At 30.1% G+C, this 19,773-nt stretch carries 18 protein-coding genes and 1 other RNA gene; 12 read left to right on the forward strand and 7 right to left on the reverse strand.

The genetic code is table 11. The features are described 5' to 3' along the window. Positions 1-59: 59 nt before the first annotated feature. From FVF61_RS05175 to ffs, 3 genes are all read right to left on the reverse strand, one after another. On the reverse strand, positions 60-2,474 hold the full coding sequence (locus tag FVF61_RS05175) for a T9SS type B sorting domain-containing protein (RefSeq protein WP_148454060.1): 2,415 nt from the start codon (positions 2,472-2,474) through the stop codon (positions 60-62). Between the two features lie 47 nt (positions 2,475-2,521). Beyond that, complete coding sequence (locus FVF61_RS05180) at positions 2,522-3,325, reverse strand: SDR family oxidoreductase (RefSeq protein ID WP_148454062.1); 804 nt, start codon at positions 3,323-3,325, stop codon at positions 2,522-2,524. A 146-nt stretch (positions 3,326-3,471) separates the two neighbouring features. Further along, an RNA gene (ffs, locus tag FVF61_RS05185) (signal recognition particle sRNA small type) lies at positions 3,472-3,570 on the reverse strand. A gap of 89 nt (positions 3,571-3,659) precedes the next feature. Here ffs and FVF61_RS05190 point away from each other — a divergent pair. The 3 genes from FVF61_RS05190 to FVF61_RS05200 all read left to right on the forward strand — a co-directional run bounded on the left by FVF61_RS05190 (position 3,660) and on the right by FVF61_RS05200 (position 6,727). Further along, positions 3,660-4,694: a glutaminyl-peptide cyclotransferase gene (locus FVF61_RS05190; protein ID WP_148454064.1), complete on the forward strand. Its 1,035-nt coding sequence runs from the start codon at positions 3,660-3,662 to the stop codon at positions 4,692-4,694. A 2-nt stretch (positions 4,695-4,696) separates the two neighbouring features. Further along, positions 4,697-5,086: an acyl-CoA thioesterase gene (locus tag FVF61_RS05195; RefSeq protein WP_148454066.1), complete on the forward strand. Its 390-nt coding sequence runs from the start codon at positions 4,697-4,699 to the stop codon at positions 5,084-5,086. Between the two features lie 87 nt (positions 5,087-5,173). Continuing rightward, a complete protein-coding gene (locus tag FVF61_RS05200; protein WP_148454068.1) occupies positions 5,174-6,727 on the forward strand; it encodes a hypothetical protein in 1,554 nt (517 codons plus the stop codon). A 112-nt stretch (positions 6,728-6,839) separates the two neighbouring features. Here FVF61_RS05200 and FVF61_RS05205 read toward each other — a convergent pair whose 3' ends face one another. The 3 genes from FVF61_RS05205 to FVF61_RS05215 are packed head-to-tail and all read right to left on the reverse strand — an operon-like array spanning position 6,840 to position 10,815. Continuing rightward, positions 6,840-9,347, reverse strand: a complete 2,508-nt coding sequence (locus FVF61_RS05205) for a carboxypeptidase-like regulatory domain-containing protein (protein WP_148454070.1) — start codon at positions 9,345-9,347, stop codon at positions 6,840-6,842. Next, positions 9,331-10,242, reverse strand: a complete 912-nt coding sequence (locus FVF61_RS05210; protein ID WP_148454072.1) for a FecR family protein — start codon at positions 10,240-10,242, stop codon at positions 9,331-9,333. Before FVF61_RS05210 ends, FVF61_RS05205 begins: the two co-directional genes overlap by 17 nt. Positions 10,243-10,290: 48 nt before the next feature. After that, entirely contained in the window at positions 10,291-10,815 is a 525-nt protein-coding gene (locus tag FVF61_RS05215) for an RNA polymerase sigma factor (RefSeq protein WP_148454074.1), read from the reverse strand. Positions 10,816-10,977: 162 nt separating this feature from the next. Here FVF61_RS05215 and FVF61_RS05220 point away from each other — a divergent pair, with 162 nt between their 5' ends. The 7 genes from FVF61_RS05220 (at position 10,978) to FVF61_RS05250 (ending at position 15,504) form a co-directional block, all read left to right on the forward strand. Further along, on the forward strand, positions 10,978-12,048 hold the full coding sequence (locus FVF61_RS05220; protein ID WP_148454076.1) for a hypothetical protein: 1,071 nt from the start codon (positions 10,978-10,980) through the stop codon (positions 12,046-12,048). A gap of 33 nt (positions 12,049-12,081) precedes the next feature. After that, positions 12,082-12,564 (forward strand): hypothetical protein, encoded by a 483-nt coding sequence (locus FVF61_RS05225; protein WP_233586706.1) that lies wholly within the window; start codon positions 12,082-12,084, stop codon positions 12,562-12,564. A gap of 109 nt (positions 12,565-12,673) precedes the next feature. Then, a complete protein-coding gene (locus tag FVF61_RS05230) occupies positions 12,674-13,051 on the forward strand; it encodes an OB-fold protein (protein WP_148454078.1) in 378 nt (125 codons plus the stop codon). A 27-nt stretch (positions 13,052-13,078) separates the two neighbouring features. Continuing rightward, on the forward strand, positions 13,079-13,675 hold the full coding sequence (locus FVF61_RS05235; RefSeq protein ID WP_158635181.1) for a T9SS type A sorting domain-containing protein: 597 nt from the start codon (positions 13,079-13,081) through the stop codon (positions 13,673-13,675). 38 nt (positions 13,676-13,713) lie between these two features. After that, positions 13,714-14,562 carry a DUF5777 family beta-barrel protein gene (locus FVF61_RS05240; protein ID WP_148454082.1) on the forward strand — a complete coding sequence of 283 codons (849 nt, stop codon included), beginning with the start codon at positions 13,714-13,716 and terminating at the stop codon, positions 14,560-14,562. An 8-nt stretch (positions 14,563-14,570) separates the two neighbouring features. Further along, a complete protein-coding gene (locus FVF61_RS05245) occupies positions 14,571-14,933 on the forward strand; it encodes a hypothetical protein (protein WP_148454084.1) in 363 nt (120 codons plus the stop codon). A 19-nt stretch (positions 14,934-14,952) separates the two neighbouring features. After that, entirely contained in the window at positions 14,953-15,504 is a 552-nt protein-coding gene (locus tag FVF61_RS05250; protein WP_148454086.1) for a YceI family protein, read from the forward strand. Between the two features lie 45 nt (positions 15,505-15,549). Here FVF61_RS05250 and FVF61_RS05255 read toward each other — a convergent pair whose 3' ends face one another. Then, positions 15,550-16,821: a serine hydroxymethyltransferase gene (locus FVF61_RS05255; protein WP_148454088.1), complete on the reverse strand. Its 1,272-nt coding sequence runs from the start codon at positions 16,819-16,821 to the stop codon at positions 15,550-15,552. Positions 16,822-17,021: 200 nt separating this feature from the next. Between FVF61_RS05255 and fahA the strand changes: the two genes are divergently transcribed. Then, a complete protein-coding gene (gene fahA, locus FVF61_RS05260) occupies positions 17,022-18,314 on the forward strand; it encodes a fumarylacetoacetase (protein ID WP_148454090.1) in 1,293 nt (430 codons plus the stop codon). A 49-nt stretch (positions 18,315-18,363) separates the two neighbouring features. Continuing rightward, positions 18,364-19,584: a TlpA disulfide reductase family protein gene (locus FVF61_RS05265; RefSeq protein WP_148454091.1), complete on the forward strand. Its 1,221-nt coding sequence runs from the start codon at positions 18,364-18,366 to the stop codon at positions 19,582-19,584. Positions 19,585-19,773 lie beyond the last annotated feature (189 nt).

A 19,773-nucleotide genomic window follows, 5' to 3' on the forward strand; every position in this document is an offset into this window, starting at 1 on the left:
TGCAAAATTACAATTAAAAATGGTTTTGAAATTGATTTTAACAAACAACTCTTAAAAATCTATCTTTTTAATGTAAAATGCGACTTGAATTGTTTTTTAACTTGATCTACAGGGTCTGTGTATTCAATAGTAAACCAATAATCGTCGGAATGTAATGGTTCGCCTTTAAAGGTACCATCCCAACCAGTTTCATAAGGAAGTAATTGTTTTAAAAGCTTTCCATATCTATCATAAATATAGACTTTAGCATCTGGCTGATTTTCTATCGTATAGATATTCCAAGTGTCGTTGTAACCATCATGGTTAGGAGTAAAAACCTTAGGATAATCCATGATGGTAATTTCATGTATTAGTTCATTACAATTGTAAATATCTCTCACTTTAATTTTATGGTATCCACCAGAGACATTTTGAAAAGTTGTATTGCTTTGCCAAACACCATTATCTAAACTAATTTCATAGTTTCCATTACCAGTAATAGTTATTTCTATAGCATTATTATTTTCAAAAGCTTGTGATATTACTTCTACAGAAATACTCACTGGAGGATAAGAGCTAACAACTAAAGTTGTTGCAGGAATTGTACAGCCTGAAATAACATCTGTTGCATTTACAGTATAGAATCCAGTGGTTTCAGGAAAATAAAAAGATTGGGTTGCACCTGCAATAATATTTGAATCCAAAATTTCTTCGCCATAATACCATTGAAAATTATAATCTGCATCGCTATAATGAGTTTCTATGGGTGGATTTGGAATTACAGAGCTGTTTACGGGTTCTATAACATTATCTAAAGCATCTAAACAAATTACATATTTTTCGTCAAGTAAAATTCTTAGCACATGAAGTGTTACAATTGCAGTTGAATAACAATTTATATTATCAACATTTTCTATTCTAACTATAATATCTTGAAAATCTTTTGTTTGATTTGTAAATAATAAGGGCAATGCCGAAACATTATTATCTGCATCTTCTTGATTTAGAAAATAATTAATATTAAATTGAGAAGGGTCTTGAAACCCTAATATCGGATTACTTATTGCACTTAAATCAAATTCTGTAAATCCATCAGTATTATCACCATCAACTCCATCATCACATAGGTTATATAAATAATTAGTAGTAATTGGTTGATCAAAAACATCAATATTAAAACTCGTTGTATTATAACAACTATAGGAGTTATCTTCAATTCTAGCAAATAAAGTTTCTTGGATGAAAGCTAAAGAATTGGTGTAATTATCATCTATTGGATTTAAATCATTTTCTGCATCAAATAGATTGTAATGATATGAAACAGTGTAGTCTGATATTAATTGGTTTCCTAAAATATAATTGTTTAAATCAAGTAGATTAAAATTCCCAAAGCCATCATTATTATCATCACAAATAAATTGATTAGGTATAGGGTTTGCGATAGGGTTATTTGTAAACTCAATAACTCTTGAGTCTGTTGCAGTACAATTAGTACCATAGTCTACAACAACACTGTATGTGCCTTCAGAGAACACATCTAAAGTTGAATTAGTTTCTCCAATAATTTCGATTCCATTTAAATACCAAACATGAGATGCTAAACTAGTAGGTATTTGAGTGTCTAGAATATAAGTATCATTAGAACATGCAGGATTTCCTCCTGCAAGAGTTAAATCTTCCCCAAGTTCTAAGCCTATATTAAAACTGCCTGCTTCTAAAAAAATTGCAGAATCATAAGCTGAATCTCCTTGGTCTGCAACTACTAATTTTATTTCATAAGCTTGATTTGGTATAACAACAGCACTTGCAGTTAGAACCTTTGTTTGTCCGCCATAATTGGTGTATGGTAAGTTATAACCTTCAAATAAGTCAACGTTTGAGGCACATGTTAAAGAATTATTAATACTTGTAACACTAACTGGAGTTCCATCTGGTAAAACAGCTAAATTAGTATAAGTAGTTGTTTCTACTTCTCTTAATAAAAAAGCAAAACTATCTGAATAGGTGCATTCAAAATTTCCATCATATTCTTCAGATGCCATGATAAAACGGAAATTAAAATCTGGTGAAGTAGGAGTAAATTGAAATTTTATAAAGGTAGCATCGTTTGTAAAATTGATGCCTAGGGCAGATTCTAGGTCGTTATCTCCTGGTAAATTGTTGTTAAAGTCTGGATTTCCTGTCATGTTAATTGGTGTGTTTCCTGCAGCATAAGCCCTTCCACTAGTAATAATAATGCCTTCGTCAAAAGCAAAGTCACTTCCAGAAGGCTTTTTAAAATAACCATAACTCTTATTTGTTAGTTGGCTTGCAGTACCAAAAGCTTGATGAGAAAAATTGTCTACATCTGCACAATCTCCACTTATTAAAACGTTTTCAACCAATTGTTGTAAATTGTAATTAGATTCAGTATCTGCAGAATTATTGATGTTAATAATTTGAGAATATCCAATAAAACTAGAAATAAAGATGATGAGGGTTACTATTTTTTTCATATTAAATAATTGTAGGTGCACAATTAGATTAGAGCAATTTATAAAAACTATAACTTATAATGGTTAATTAATAGTTTTTCGTAAACTTTATCAGGTAAAATACGTTTTAAGACTATAGAGAATTTTTGCATAAATTCTCCAATTTTATAATGTACTTTAGGATTAGATGTGTTTATTATTTTATAAATAGCTTTAGCCATCAGCATTGGATCTTTTCCAGAATCTACATGGGAGTCCATAAGTATTAAGGTATTGCCATAAGATTTTTTATAAGGAGAGTTTTCTAGAATAGGAGCATGGTAACGACTAGAAGCAATATTAGTTGCAAAATCTCCTGGAGCTACATTGGTCATTTGGATATTAAAATCTTTTAATTCTATTCTAAATGCCTCAGTAACTAACTCAAAAGCACCTTTGCTAGCACTGTAAATTCCGCGATATGGTAAGCCCATATATCCTGCAATAGATGTAATATTGATTATTAATCCAGATTTATGTTCTCTCATGCTAGGCAAGACAGCTTTAATAACATTGATTGGTCCAAATAAGTTAGTTTCGAAATTACTTTTTATTTCTGCTTCAGGAATTTCTTCAATCGGACCTGTAATACCAACTCCAGCATTGTTTATTAAAACATCAATATGTCCTTCTTTTGTAAGGACTTCAGCTACTGCTTGTGTGATAGTTTGATTGTCTGTAACATCTAAAGCTACTATAGGGAATTTGCTTGAAGTATATTTCTCGGGAGTCCTGCTTGTACCATAGACTTTATAACCTTTACCAATTAAAAATTCGCCAACTGATTTGCCAATTCCAGAAGATCCTCCAGTTATTAAAACAACTTTAGACATAATAATGTATAATTTAGGAATGTAAAAATAAGAATGTATTGCAGAAAGTAGATATAAAAAGAAAAAGATTTGAAAACTTAAAGCTTTCAAATCTTTATTATTTTTTTAGTCTTTTCTTCAAAAAAAGATTAAAAATAAGCAACAAAAAAAGGCAAGCTACCTACATCACACCGCTACGACCATTTACCTTTGCTGTGTTCCCACCCTGGAGGATTCAACAGGAGCTGGTTGTGTAGGACTTGCCGAGTGCAAAGATACAATCTTTTAAATTTATCACAATGATTTTTTAAACTGAATTTTAATAAATAACTTGCTGAAAAATTAAAAGCTTACAATGAGTACATTTAAATATCTTACAATCATATTTTTAGGAAGTTTTTTCTTGTCTTGTGGCAGTAATTCTGCTCAGAAAAAAAATGAAATTTCTATTAAAACGAATGCCGAAGGTCAAGCCATATCTATTGATAATACTTTAGAGTTAGGAATCTCAAACCCTAAAAACCATGAGATTTCTTCTGTTGAATATTTGTTTGATGGAAATCCAGTTTCAGAAAAAATTGAATTAAAATCATTAAAGCTTGGAGATCATACCATTGAAGCAAAACTGAATTTAGGAGATGATACTGAAACTATTTCACAAACCATTACACTTTTAAATAATCAAACTCCAAAAGTGTATTCTTATAAAATAATTAACGAATATCCTCACGATATTACATCTTACACACAAGGCTTGGAATTTTATAATGGTGAATTATATGAAAGCACAGGTCAGTATAGAGAATCAAAACTTAGAAAAGTAGATTACAAAACAGGAGAGGTTCTAAAAAACATTGATTTAGCTGACGAGTATTTTGGTGAAGGTTTAACGGTTTTAAATAATAAAATCTATCAGCTTACTTGGAAAAGAGGTACAGGCTTCGTTTACGATGTAGAAACGTTTGAAAAAACAGATAGTTTTAAATATGGAAATAGTGTTGAAGGATGGGGAATTTGTAATGATGGAAAGGTACTTTATAAAAGCGATGGCACTGAGAAAATTTGGACACTTAACCCAGACACTTTAATCGAAGAGAGCTATATACAAGCCTATCATAACAAAGGAAAAGTAGTCGAATTAAACGAACTAGAATGGGTTAATGGTAAAATATATTCTAACCGTTACAATAAAAATGGTGTAGCTATAATAAACCCAGAAAATGGAGCAGTAGAAGGAGTGATTGATTTTACACCTTTAAGAAAAAAGGTAACCCAACACCCAAAACTAGATGTGTTAAACGGCATTGCTTATAACCCAGAAACCAAAACCTTTTTTATTACTGGAAAACGTTGGGACAAACTCTTTGAAGTTGAAATTATAGAAAACTAATTTTGCAAACTTACGAAACTTTATTAACGGTCACATCAGACGATTTAGATGAACTAAATCACGTTAATAATGTGCGTTATGTGCAATGGGTTCAAGAGGTAGCCAAAGAGCATTGGATGACGTTTGCAACAGAAGACATTAGAAAAACGTATTTCTGGATCATGCTTTCACATTTTATTGAATATAAGAGACCAGCTCAACTAAATGAAGTACTTAAGCTAAAAACTTACGTTATAAAATCTGAGGGTGTCACTTCAACTAGAGTCGTAGAAATCCTAAATAATAATACCAATAAATTGCTAGCTAAATCTGAAACTACTTGGTGTTTTATGAATTTTGAAACTCATAAACCAGCTAGAATTACAGATGAGGTTATAAAATTATTTCACTAAAAAGTTGGTTTCATACTAAATCATCTATTCAAAAGTTATATTTTTACCAAGTACATGATACTTAATTAATAATCCATCATTTAAAAAATGAAACAAGCCTTTTATCTAATAATTTGTTTAAGTGTTTTAATCTTTACCAATTCCTGTAGAAAAGATCTGGATTTTGGACCTAGTACTGGAGATTTAAGATTTTCAAAAGATACCGTTTACCTAGATACTGTTTTTACAAATATTGGTTCAAGTACTTACAATTTAAAGGTGTATAACAGAAGTAGTAATGATATTAGTATTCCTTCTATCAGACTGGCTTTAGGTGAAAGCTCTGAGTATCGATTAAATGTAGATGGTATGCCAGGAAAATCTTTCGAAAACGTAGAAATTCTTGCTAAAGATAGCATGTATGTTTTTATTGAAACCACTATTGACATAGATAACTTACCTAATTTAAATGGGGAGTTTTTATATACTGATCAAATAGAATTTGATTCTGGAGACAATTTTCAATCCGTAGAATTAGTCACTTTAGTTAAAGATGCTGTCTTTATTTATCCTGACAAAGATAATACGACTGGTCTTATAGAAACTTTGACTTTAAACATTGGTGGCGAAACAATAGAAACAGAAATTCAAGGTCGCTATTTATTACCTGAAGAACTAACTTTTAATAAAGAGAAACCTTATGTAGTTTATGGCTATGCTGCAGTACCTAATAACGAAACCTTAACGGTTGAAGCTGGTGCACGAATACATTTTCATGCCAATTCTGGTCTTTTAGTTGCTGAAAATGCATCTTTGCATGTTAATGGTTTGTATAGTAGCGATCAAGAGTTGTTAGAAAACGAAGTTATTTTTGAAGGAGATAGACTAGAACCTGCATTCTCTGATGTTCCAGGACAATGGGGAGGAATTTGGTTAATAGAAGGTAGTGTTGACAATTTTATTAATTATGCAACTATTAAAAATGCAGCTGTTGGTATTCTATGTGAAGGAAATCCTGATGAAGTAAATAATAAATTAACCATTTCTAATTCTCAAATTTACAATTCAAGTAATTTTGGAATTTTAGGAAGAAGAACTTCTATTTTAGGAGAAAATTTAGTAATAAATAATTCAGGTCAAAGCTCTTTAGCTGCTACTTTTGGAGGAAAATACAACTTTACTCACTGCACGATTGCCAATTATTGGAATAACAGTTTTAGACAGTTTCCTTCGTTATTAGTTAACAATTTTATGGTGGATGCAGATAATGTGACTAACATTACAGATTTAACGGAAGCTAATTTCAACAATTGCATTATTTATGGAAATGATAATCCTGAATTTATATTAGATGAAATAGAAGATACTGGAGTCGTGTTTAATTTTAAATTTACAAACTGTTTGCTAAGGTTTGAAGATACCAATAATAATTTTACTAGTCCTAATTACGATTTTAACAATTCTACTTTATATGAAGGTAATGTCTTCAATCAAAACCCTGATTTTTTAGATACAGAATTAAATCAACTTATTATTGGAGAGGAATCTGAAGCTAATGGTATAGGTAATATAGGTTTTGCTAATCAGGTTCCAAACGATATTTTAGGAGTAAACAGAACAGCTTCACCAGATTCAGGGGCTTATCAGCATATTACTTTTTAGATTAACGTCTAGTTAACAACTAAGTATTATAAAAAATATTCATTTTAACACACTTCAAAATGATGTGTTTTTTTCATGAAATAAGTCAATATAAGAATTAAAATAAGTTCATTTATTTAAATATAAACCTTGCCGACACATTAGGTGTAAAACCTAGAGAAAATTCGTTAGTTTGTATAACAGAGCCGTTATTAATTGTGTAATAAGTATTTATAATATTTTTGGTTCCTAAAATGTTCCATAAAGAAGCACCAAACTCACCTTTAACTTTTTTACTTATATTAATATCATATATAGCTGATACATCAACTCTAAAATATGAATCTAATCGTGAAGAATTTGTTGGTTGGTAGTTTACTTTATTATCCACAATTTCGTTTCCTTCAACGGGTTTTGTATAAGGTTTTCCAGAATGCCAGTTTAAGCCTAAAGAAAACTTGAATTTATTTTTGGTATAAGAAGATCCCCAAGTAACAGCATGTGTAACATCAAAATTACTTGGAAACGGATTTGTGCTTATAGAATTAAAAGAATATTTGTTATCCATGAAAGAATAGCTTATCCAAAAATTATAATTAGTAAAGGACTTTCTTAAAAGGAAATCTAATCCAAAAACATTGTTATCTCCAATAGATTTCACGTATTGATGTTGATCAACAAACCCTTGACTTTGTGTCGTAATGTCACTAATATGTTTATAATAAAACTCTGAACTTATTAAGAAATTATTTTTAGAATAATTGATTCCGAAGGATGCTTGTTTACTTTTTATAATTGGAATTGAATTGTTATTCGATAATTGCCAACGGCGTTTTTCTACTCCTAAAAAATCGTTTTGTAAGTTGATTATTTGCGAAGTGTTTTGACTTTTAAACTCAGCTAAAACTTCAATAGAAAAATTGTTCCAAAATTTATGTGTAAAACTTAAACGTGGTTCTAAAAGGTTTTTATTAAACTTATTAATATAGTTATACCGAATTCCAAAATTGATTTGTGTTTGATTATTAGAACTGTTATAAGCTAATTCTGAAAACAGTCCATTTGTTCTTAAAACTTCTGAAACCAATAATCTATAAATAGGATTGTCTACATCGTCTAGATTGGTTATTTCAGTTTCAACAAATTGGTAGCCTAGGTTTAATTTTAAAGATTTATTAAATTTATAATTGCCAAATACTTTTAGACTAGATTCTGAAATCTGATTTTCTTGTTGGAATCTTTGATCTTCTATTATATTTGCGTTTGTTGCTTGTAGTTTATAATCAGATTCGTAAAATTCAAACGTTGTATTTAGCTTTTCATTCCAAAATCGATTATATAATAATGAACCTGCAATGCTGTTTTGTGTTAATTTACTTTCTTTAGATCTCTCCCTATTATCCACTATGGTATTTTCATCAAAAACCAATTTATTATAAGCATTTATAAAACTAACACTCAATTTATCTTTTGAGCTTATTTCATAAAGCCAACGTAGTGAAAAATCGTAAAAATCGAAATCTTCATTCTTATTTACAATGTTAGTTGTATTATTTTCAAATTCTGGATCTTGAGTGATTCTTTCAAAATATCTATTAAAAGTAGGTGTTTTAATAAAATCATATAAAGATTTTCTAGCAGCTATTTCAATAGAAGACTTATTGCTAATTTTTAAATCTAAATAGCCATTTAAATCTATTAAGTTAAACCCAATGCTTCCTTTAGTTTTAGTGTTTAATTCTTTATTAGAATTGATTGAAATTGTACCGGAAACTCCGTCAGTAAAAGATGCACTTGTGCCATTTTTAATTACTAAAACATTTTTAACTATTTGTGGATTATAAATAGATATGAGCCCAAAAAAATGACCAGATTGATACATTTTAATGCCATCCCAGAGAATTAGGTTTTGATCGTTAGAGCCTCCTCTAATATTTATATTAGACACGGTTTCATCGATACTTAAAATACCAGGAAAGGCTTGAACAGACTGCAAAACATCTGCATCAATTAATCCAGGTAAAATATCGAATTTTGTAATGTCAATTTCGTAAGAACCTAAATTAGTTTTACTAATACCATTAGTAATATAGTTTGTTAAATAAACTTCTGATAAGGAATGAACGTTTTGCTCAAGGAAAATAATATTACATTTTGTTTTTTGAAATTCACTGGCTTTTAAGTTCATAGTATTGAAGCCTAAAGAACGAATAATTAATAGGTCTTCATGATTTCTAATTTCTATTTCAAAATAACCATTTTTATTACTTACAGTTCCAAAATTTTTATTCTGAATAGTAGCTTGTTCAATTGGCAAACCGTCTTCTTTGTTTAAAATGTAACCACAAATATGAGTGTCAGGTTTCTTTGAAATAATAATAATTCTATTTTCAGATTCAATAAATTTTAAATTAGTTTCCTTTTCTAGAAACTCTATTACTTCCTCTAGATTTAAATTTGGAATGGGAGAGGGAACAAGAAGATGATTGATATTTTCTGACGCATAATTAAACTGAACATCAAACTTAATTTCGACCATCTTTAAAATTTCAGGTAATAGCACTTTTTCTTGAGCCATTACTTGCCAAGTATGACTAAGAATGATGCATAGGAATAAAACTAATCTAGTTTTTGACCTCATAAATTACAATGCTATTTTTAGAAAGCCATTTGTAAGATAAATCTAAAGGCTTAGTAATAGATAAAAGAGCATTTTTTAAATTATCATGAATAAAACCTCCAGTAAATAATCTGTTCAGGTTTATATTTTCAGTAGTAATTTGAATGTTATATTGTCTTTCTAACTCCATAAACACATCATTTAATTCAATATTTTCAAAACTACTTTTATTAACTGACCAGTCTGGAACTAAGAGGCTTGTTTGAGATTGACTGAACTGACCTTTGTAAATTTTTAACATATTTCCAGCAATAAGTTGCCTAATAATAGTATCAGATTTAATTTTTACAATACCTTCAAAACAATGTACTTCAAAATAGTTTTCTCTATTTTTAACATTAAACTCTGTGCCAACTACTGTAACTATTCCATCTGTTGTAACTACATCGAATGTTTTACCTTTAGCCACTTTAAAATATGCTTCTCCAATTAAATTAAGAGTTCTGTTTTTATCCCAATTCTTTTCTTTATACTTTATTGAAGATAAGGCATTAAGTTCTACCTGAGAATAATCTGGAAGTTCTACAGTTATTTTTTGGCCAATTTGGGTTTTTACATTTATTGTTTGATTATAAAAGAAAGAAAAATAAACGCCTAAGGTTATAACAAGTATAGCGGCAATTCTTAGATAAGGTTTATACCATTCTGTATTTAGTTTTAAAGTTTTTTGTTTATTATAGTCCTTTCTAAAAGCTTCGAAATCTTTAATTGTAGTATGTGAAGAAGCCTTAAAATGCTTTGCACTATCTATAATTTTTTGATTAAATGCAAAATCATTCTGTTTAGAAAAAAGTTCTTTTTCAGTATCAGTTAATTCATTATTTAACCATTTTTTTAATAAATATTCATTATCCATTAATACAACGTCTTTTTTATATAACAACTTACAATAAAAAAATCCTGACTATTTTATTGAAAAATTTTCCAGTTCGGTTTTTAATATTTTAAAGGCACTATAAATTCTATATTCTACAACTTTTTTAGTAACACCTAACATGTCGGCTATTTCACTGTGTTTCTTTTCTTCTACTTTATTTAATAAAAAAGCCACCCTTTGTTCTTTGCTTAACTTTTCTAAAGCTTTTTTATAACATTCTAAATATTGATCTTTTTCTAAAATAAACTCTGGAGTCTCGTAATTGTGTTGTTTGTGATTTATTTGTTGGTATTTTAAAACTACTTTTTGGTGCTTAATTTCATTTAACATTAAATTGTTGGCTACTTTAAAAAGAAACGCTTTGGCTTTGGTTAGAGTAACCTTCTTACAGTTATTCCATAATTGAATAAAAGCTTCTTGGACTTTATCGTTAGGATTGTATTGACCTCCATACTTATAGTACAAATAATTGTTTAAGTCTTTATTATGTGTGTTATAAACATGTTTAAAGACTAATTCTTGGCAGATATTTTCTTTTGATTTGATTTTCAAAAAAGTGTCATTTAAATTTTTAAAGTTATAAATAAACGGAATAATATTAAAAAAAGGATCATATTATTAATATGCAAAAATATTTTAAAAAAAAAACTTGAAAAAATTCAGGAGTTTTTAAAAGTGAGTTGTTTTAATAATAGAAAGCAAAATTATTATACGATGAATATATTAAAATCATTAGTCTTATTTGTAATAATAGCCATATCGGTTTTAAGTTGTAGAACTGAAGAGACTGAATTAATTGAAGCACCTGCAGAAGAAACCATTCTTCCAAACTCATCTATTGCTAATCTCATGCAACGAACAGCGTCTAACGATGGTTCTGTAGATAACATTATAGATTATGCCAATTGTTTTACTGCTCAGTTACCAATTTCTGTAACTGTTAATGGTGTTCAATTAACTATTAATAATACCAATGATTATGATGCTATAGAAACTATTTTCGATGAATTTGATGATGATAGCGATACCATTACAATTGGATTTCCAATAACTATTGTTTTCGAAGACTATTCAGAAGTTACTGTCTCAAACAGCTCTGAATTAATGACATATGCAAATAATTGTCTTGGAGAAAATGTAATGGACGATGACATTGAATGTTTAGACTTTATCTATCCAATTAGTGCTTCAATTTTCAATATAAATAACGAATTAATAGACACAATTTATTTAAATAATGATTACGAACTATACTATTTTATTGATAACATTAACTCCAGTGATATTGTAAGTTTAAATTTCCCAATAACTGTTACTTTATTCAATGGTTCTCAATTGGTAATAAGTAGTCTAACAGAATTGGAATCTACTCTTATTAATTTTACTAATACCTGTGATGAAGATGATGATTACGATTATAATGATGATGATTGTAATAATTGTACACCCTCTGAATTAGAATCTATTTTAACTAATTGTTCCAATTGGATTGTAGATAAATTAGAACGAAATGGGAATGATTATGATGATTATTACGAAGATTATATTTTTAATTTCTTTTCAGATGGATCTATTGTAGTGGAATATAATGGTGATACAGATTATGGAACATGGATAGCTTCTGGAACAGGAAATAATATTGAAGTAATAGTAAATATTCCAGATCTGCCTTATTGTAATAATACTTGGCGACTACATGAAATTGAACAATATTCTGGAGAAACCAAAGTAGATTTTCGAGTTGGAGGAGATGATCGTTTGCGTTACGAAAGTACTTGTAATTAACTAAATATAAATAATCAATTAAAAACAAAACAAATGAAAGCAACTTATTTAAATGGATTAATCTTACTGTTTAGCTTATCGTTATTATCATCCACATGTTCGCATCATGATGATGATGACGTATCTCCAAATAATAATAGTGGGCAAATTCAACAAATTGAAAACCAGGTAGAATCTGGTACATGGAGAATAACCAGTTTTATAGACTCAGGACAAGATGAAACATCAGATTTTAATGGCTTTAATTTTGCGTTTCAATCTAATGGTACATTAATAGCTAGTCATAATTCAGGCTCTAATTTAACAGGTTCTTGGTCTATTACAGATAGTAATAGTAATGATGATAGTAGTGATGATATTGACTTTAATATCTTCTTCAATGTGCCAGATTCTAATAATTTTGAAGACTTAAATGATGATTGGGATATTATATCTCATTCAGACAATACAATACAATTAAGAGATGTTAGTGGTGGAAATGGAGGCACAGACACTTTAACATTCCAAAGAAATTAAAATTGAAAAAGAAAAAGTTTTAGTACTCCCAAATCTTTTGCCTTAAGATTGATTAATAGCCAAACTGCTCCAATTTGAAGTCACATTGGAGCAGTTTTAAAAAGAATTTATGCGCAAAAAGATTATCATATTATTTTTCATAATTATAGCATTTGTTGCTTATAAATATGTGTTTCAGAATCATAGAGATATTCAATCTGAAAGTGCAAGTTTTATTATGTCAACTCATGAATTATCTAAAGAATTTCAGATTAATCCAAATGATTCACAATTGAAATATCTAGATAAAACCATTCAAATTACTGGCGTAATTTCTGAGCTGAATAATTTATCTATGACGTTAGATGAAACTGTTTATTGTCTGTTTTTAGAATCTTTAGATAGCACATTAATATTGAATAAAAAAGTAATAATAAAAGGACGCTTTATAGGCTATGATGATTTGTTAGAACAAATCAAATTAGACCAATGTAATATAATTAATTAACAATAAATTATAATTAAAATGAAAAACATGAAAACAAAATTACTAATGGTTGTATTCTTTGGAATATGCAGTTTACAAGCACAAACAACCCATGATTTAATTTGGGAAAGAAACTTTACAAGTCCGCAATCTGATTTAACTATAGAAACAGGAGATACTGTTAGATGGACTTGGACAGATGCATTGCCACATACAGTAGAAAATAATACTGGAAGCACGGAAACATTTAATAGTGGAACTTTAACAGGTATAGGTGAAACATATTCATACACCTTTACACAGGAAGGGGTAAACCCATATTTATGTGGAATTCATGGAGCAGGTAGTATGTCAGGAACTATTACTGTTGTGAATCAATTATCCGTTAACGAATTTGCTACTTCAAAGTTAATACAGTTTCCAAATCCAGTTACTAATGAGTTGCAAATACAATTGCCACAAAATTTTAATAAAGGAACTATTTCAATTTTTAGTGTTACTGGTAAGCAAGTTTTAAATCAAGAGGTTAGTGAAGGAGGAAATAATGTAATTACTTTAGATGTTTCTCCATTATTATCGGGAATGTATTTCGTTACATATGAATTTGGAGATCTATTAGAAACTAAAAGATTAATTGTTAGATAGTAATTATTAGTGTCAATTTTAAAAGTAAAATCAAAGTCATGAAAAGGATTCTAAATATTTTATTCTGTTTGCCTTTATCTTTTTTTGCCCAGGAAGATTTACTAAATGAAATTGACACTGATACTTTAAATAACAGTTATACTGAAGCTGCGTTTAAGGCACTCAAAATAGTTAATTTTGAATCGACTAAACTTGTAGCAAAAAAAGATTTTACATTAGTTGTTGCGCATAGATTTGGTAGTATTAAAAATGGACTCGATACGTTTTTTGGATTAGATGACGCAGTAACAAGATTAAACTTTATTTACGGTATTTCTGATGGGTTTAATATTGGAGTATCTAGAAGTTCATATCAAAAAACCTATCAAGGATCAATAAAATATAGATTGTTAAGTCAAAAAGAAAATGGATTTCCTTTTACTTTAGTAGGGTTCAATGCCATTTTAATAAATACGGCTTTAGATGAAGACAACTTGCCAAAGCTAGAATTTGTAAATAGACTAGGTTATACAGTACAATTTTTATTATCAAGAAAATTCAATACTAATTTGTCTCTTGAATTGGCACCTACCTTTTTTCATGAAAATTATGTTATGGTAAACGATCAGGATAACTCGCAATTTGCCATTGGATTTGGAGGTAGGTATAAGGTGGGAAAACGTTGGTCTATTAATGCAGATTATGGATTGCACCTCAATAGAGCAACAGACTCCCCATTTCGAAATCCATTATCAATAGGTGTTGATTTAGAGACTGGTGGGCATGTTTTTCAGATGCATTTAACCAATGCACAACCAATGAACACTAATTACTTTTTAAGTCAATCTACAGGAGATTGGAGTGAAGGAAATATTTATTTTGGATTTAATTTAAGTAGAACTTTTTAAGATTCAACATGAAACATATTCATTACATATTAATGTTAGTATTGATAAACTATCATTGTACTTCAGTTAGTGAAGAAGATTTAATAGATAATTCTCCAATTGAGGACGAATTTATAACATACAATCAACACGTTAAAACAATTATAGATAATAACTGTATAAGTTGCCATACTATGCCACCAGAGAATGGAGCGCCTATGCCTTTATTAAGTTATGATCATGTTACAGATGCCATGCTTAATAGAGATTTATTTGGAAGAATATCTTCAGAAGATTTAGGTTTTTTAATGCCTTTTGGTGGACCAAGATTACCTCAAAACCTTATAGATATTATTATGCAATGGGACATGGACGGTTTACTAGAAGAATAATTTTTTAATACTCATTATTATGAAAAAAATATCATTCATTTTTATATTTTTATTTTCATTCTCAATCTTTTCACAAGAAAGATATTTAACTAAATCAGGTCAATTGGTATTTGAAGCTTCAGTCCCTTCATTTGAGGAAGTGAAAGCTGAAAATGAATCTACAACAGCTATTTTAAATACAAATAATGGAGAAATAGCAGCTTTAGTTTTAGTAAAAGGATTTCGTTTTAAAAATGCATTGATGGAAGAACATTTTAACGAAAACTATGCTGAGTCTGATTTATATCCTAAAGCTACTTTTAAAGGGACCATAAAGAATTTTACTGAAATCAATTTCATGAACTCAAAAACAAATAATGCTGTAATTGAAGGCACTATGACTTTTCATGGTCAGTCCAATCAAGTTTTTAGTAATGATGCCCTTATTACTAAAGAAGAAGATACTATTATTTTAAAAGGAAGCTTTAACGTTCAGGCATCAGATTTCAAAGTTAATATACCTAAAATTGTAAGTAATAAACTTTCAAATGATGTGTTAATTACTTACAATTTAGAGTTGATTAAGAAATAAAATAATTGAACGGCTTCTTATAAAAGACATATATTTTAAATTAGTTTATGCAAATAATGGTAAACCACACATCATGGTATTCACTTTGTCTGCTATAGCTTCTAGCTTTGCTTCGTCTTGATAATTCATAAGAGCTTGGTCAACCAATGCTACAATTCCTTCCATATCACCTTCTTTTAAGCCTCTTGTAGTAATGGCAGGCGTTCCAATTCTTATTCCAGATGTAACAAATGGTGATTTATCATCAAAAGGAACCATATTTTTATTGACAGTTATATCTGCTTTTACTAGAGCTTGTTCTGCATCTTTACCAGTAATATCTTTGTTTCTTAAATCAATAAGCATCATGTGGTTGTCTGTGCCACCAGAAATAATATGGTAGCCTCTATCTACAAAGGCTTTTGCCATAGCTTGGGCATTTTTCTTTACTTGCAACATATAATGCATAAACTCGTCTGTTAAAGCTTCACCAAAAGCAATAGCTTTAGCAGCAATAATGTGCTCTAATGGTCCACCTTGATTTCCTGGAAACACTGCAGAATCTAATAGAGAAGACATTTTACGTAAGCTGCCATTTTTAAGGGTTAATCCAAACGGATTATCGAAATCCTGTCCCATCATAATTATACCACCTCTTGGGCCACGTAATGTTTTATGTGTAGTTGTTGTAACGATATGACAATGTGGTAGTGGATCGTTTAAAATGCCTTTAGCAATCAATCCAGCTGGATGAGAAATGTCTGCTAATAATAAAGCTCCAACACTATCTGCAATCTCTCTAAAACGTTTGAAGTCCATGTCTCTGGAATAAGCAGAAGCACCAGCAATAATTAATTTAGGTTTTTCTTTATCAGCCATTTCAGCTACATGGTCGTAATCTATAAGTCCTGTTTCTTTTTTAACACCATAAAAAACTGGGTTGTAAAGTTTTCCAGAAAAATTCACTGGAGATCCATGAGTTAAATGACCTCCATGAGATAAATCGAATCCTAGAATGGTATCTCCTGGTTTTAAACAAGCTGCAAATACAGCAGTGTTTGCCTGAGATCCAGAATGAGGTTGTACGTTTACATATTCGGCATTAAATAAGGTTTTTGCTCTGTCAATAGCTAATTGTTCTACTTCATCAACCACTTCACAGCCACCATAATAACGCTTTCCAGGATAGCCTTCAGCATATTTGTTGGTTAAAACAGAACCAGCAGCTTCCATTACTTGATTGCTTACAAAGTTCTCTGAAGCTATTAATTCAATACCTTCTATTTGTCTGTGTTTTTCAGCTTCTATTAATTCGAATATTTGTTCGTCACGTTGCATAAGTTTTCGTTATAGTTAAAATCATGTCAAAAATAACAAATAGATTAGTTTAATTCATCAAAAAACATATATTTACTTCGCTTTTAATAAATTATTTTCTTGTTGAAAGTGAAACCACATTTTCTTCTTATTATTAGTTTAAAAATAAAAAGTTATGTAGGTTTGAATAGAAATTAATAATGTAAAATACAGAAACAGTTATGCCAATGTCAGCTAACAATCCAGATAGAAGATCGTGGTTACACGTCGATAAAAACTCAGATTTCCCAATCCAAAACATTCCTTTTGGTGTGTTCTTAACGCGAGACGATATTATTACAATTGGAACGCGAATAGGTGATACAGCCATCGATTTAGGTGCTTTGCATCAATTAGGTTATTTTGATGGTATTCCGTTAACCGATGATATTTTTCTTCAGGATAGTTTAAACGATTTTATTGCTGACGGAAGAAAAACATGGCGAGCAGTAAGAAATAGAATTGCTCAAATATTTGATGCAGAAAATGGCGTTTTAAAGAATAACTTGAAACATAAAGAAATTGTGCTTTTTAGGTTAGATGAGATTGAAATGCAATTACCTGTTCAAATTGGCGATTACACAGATTTTTATTCTAGTATCGAGCATGCTACTAATGTTGGAACTATGTTTCGCGATCCAGAAAATGCCTTAATGCCTAACTGGTTGCATATTCCAGTAGGTTATCATGGGAGAAGTAGTTCCATAATTCCTTCTGGAATCCCAATACATAGACCACAAGGACAAACGCTACCAGCTGGAAGTGATACACCTGTTTTCGGACCATCAAAATTAGTAGATTTTGAACTTGAAATGGCGTTTATTACTACAGATGCTAACGATCTTGGTGAGCCAATTCCTATTGATGAAGCAGAAGAATACATCTTTGGTTTGGTGTTATTTAACGATTGGTCTGCCAGAGATATTCAAAAATGGGAATATGTGCCATTAGGACCTTTCTTAGCTAAAAACTTTGCATCGTCTATTTCACCTTGGATAGTAACCTTGGATGCATTAGAACCATATCGTGTAGAAAGTCCGAAACCATTAAAGCCACAACTTCCATATTTGCAGTATAAAGGCAAGAAAAGTTATGATATTAAACTGGAAGTAGGCATTAAACCTAAAGCTGCAAAGGAGACTATAATTAGCAAGTCTAATTTTAAATATATGTATTGGAATATGGTACAGCAATTAGCACACCATACTATTAACGGATGTCCTGTAAATTCTGGAGACATGATGGGATCTGGAACTATTTCTGGACCAACTCCAGATTCTTATGGTTCCATGTTAGAATTAACCTGGAGAGGAGAGAAGCCTATTAAATTAAAAGATGGTACAGAACGTAAATTTATAAACGATTACGATACAGTTATTATGCGTGGGCATTGCGAAAAGGATGGTACCAGAATTGGTTTTGGTGAAGTCTCTACACAATTGCTTCCAATATTTAATCCGAAAAAAAATAAATAAAGATGAAGCGACCAACTGGTCGCTTTTTTTTAATCATAAAAGTAACATCATGAGATATTTTATTCTTTTTGCTTTAACGATTCTTGTTTCTTGTAAATCTGAAAAAGAAGAACAACAACCTAAAACTTTACAAATTGGCAGCTACCAAGCACTTTTAAAAGTAAATGACAGTCTGGACATACCTTTTATCTTTGAAGTGCTTTCCAGCAACAAACTTCAAATTTTTAATGCTGAAGAAGTGATAGAAGTGGATGAGGTGACTTATAAGAACGATTCTGTTTTTATAAAACCTCCAGTATTTGATAGTTATATTGCAGCCAAACTAACTGAAACTGGCTTGGAAGGTAACTATATTAAAGACGATTTAAATAGAAGCGTTCCTTTTACAGCTATCTATGGCAAAACCAAGCGTTTTGAAACGTCAAATAAAGCAGAAACAAATGTATCTGGTATTTGGGAAACAACTTTTAGTCCTAATTATGATGAAGATAGATACATTGCCAAAGGTATTTTTAAACAAGACAACAACAAAGTCACTGGAACTTTTAGAACGACAACTGGTGATTACAGATTTTTAGAAGGCATTTTAGATGGCAACCAATTAAAACTTTCAGCTTTCGATGGTTCTCATGCCTTTCTATTCACAGCAACCGTTACAGATAGCACCATGCAAGGCATGTTCTACTCAGGAAATCATTTTAAAGAGCCATTTAAAGCGAAACGCAACGAAGCGTTCGAATTGCCAGATGCAAATAATTTAACCTTTCTAAAAGAAGGTTTCGATAAAGTTTCTTTTTCCTTTCCAGACGAAAATGGCAACATGATTTCTTTAGATGACGTACGTTTTAAAAACAAAGTAGTTTTAGTGCAAATCATGGGAACCTGGTGCCCAAACTGTTTAGACGAAAGCAAGTACTTAGCAAACTATTATAAAAACAATAAAAACCAAGACTTTGAAATTATTGGCTTGGCGTTTGAATACACCAAAACCGAAGACAAAGCTTATGAAAACATTAAAAGACTTAAAAGTAGAATTGATATCGAGTATCCTATATTATTAGCCCAATATGGTAGTTCTAGTAAAGTGTCTGCTCAAGAAAAACTACCTATGTTAAACCATGTATTGAGTTATCCAACTACCATTTTCATTGATAGAACGGGAATCGTACGTAAAATTCACACAGGTTTTAATGGTCCAGCTACAGGAGATAAATACACCGAGTTTACAAATGAGTTTGAAAGTTTTGTTAGTGGGTTGATGGAGGAGTAGGGTTTTGGGTTGTCGCTTATCGAGATGATATAAAATCGTTTCAATGTTTTATATCTGATGATAAACGAAGTTAACATTTTAAAACCAAAAAAGCTATACGTAGCAACACGTATATTTAACAAAGATCATTCTAAATAATTTTGTATTAACATGGCTCATTAAATCTAGGTAAAATGGGGTTGTTTTCTA

The organism is Xanthomarina maritima (assembly GCF_008084905.1).
Classification (GTDB): domain Bacteria; phylum Bacteroidota; class Bacteroidia; order Flavobacteriales; family Flavobacteriaceae; genus Xanthomarina; species Xanthomarina maritima.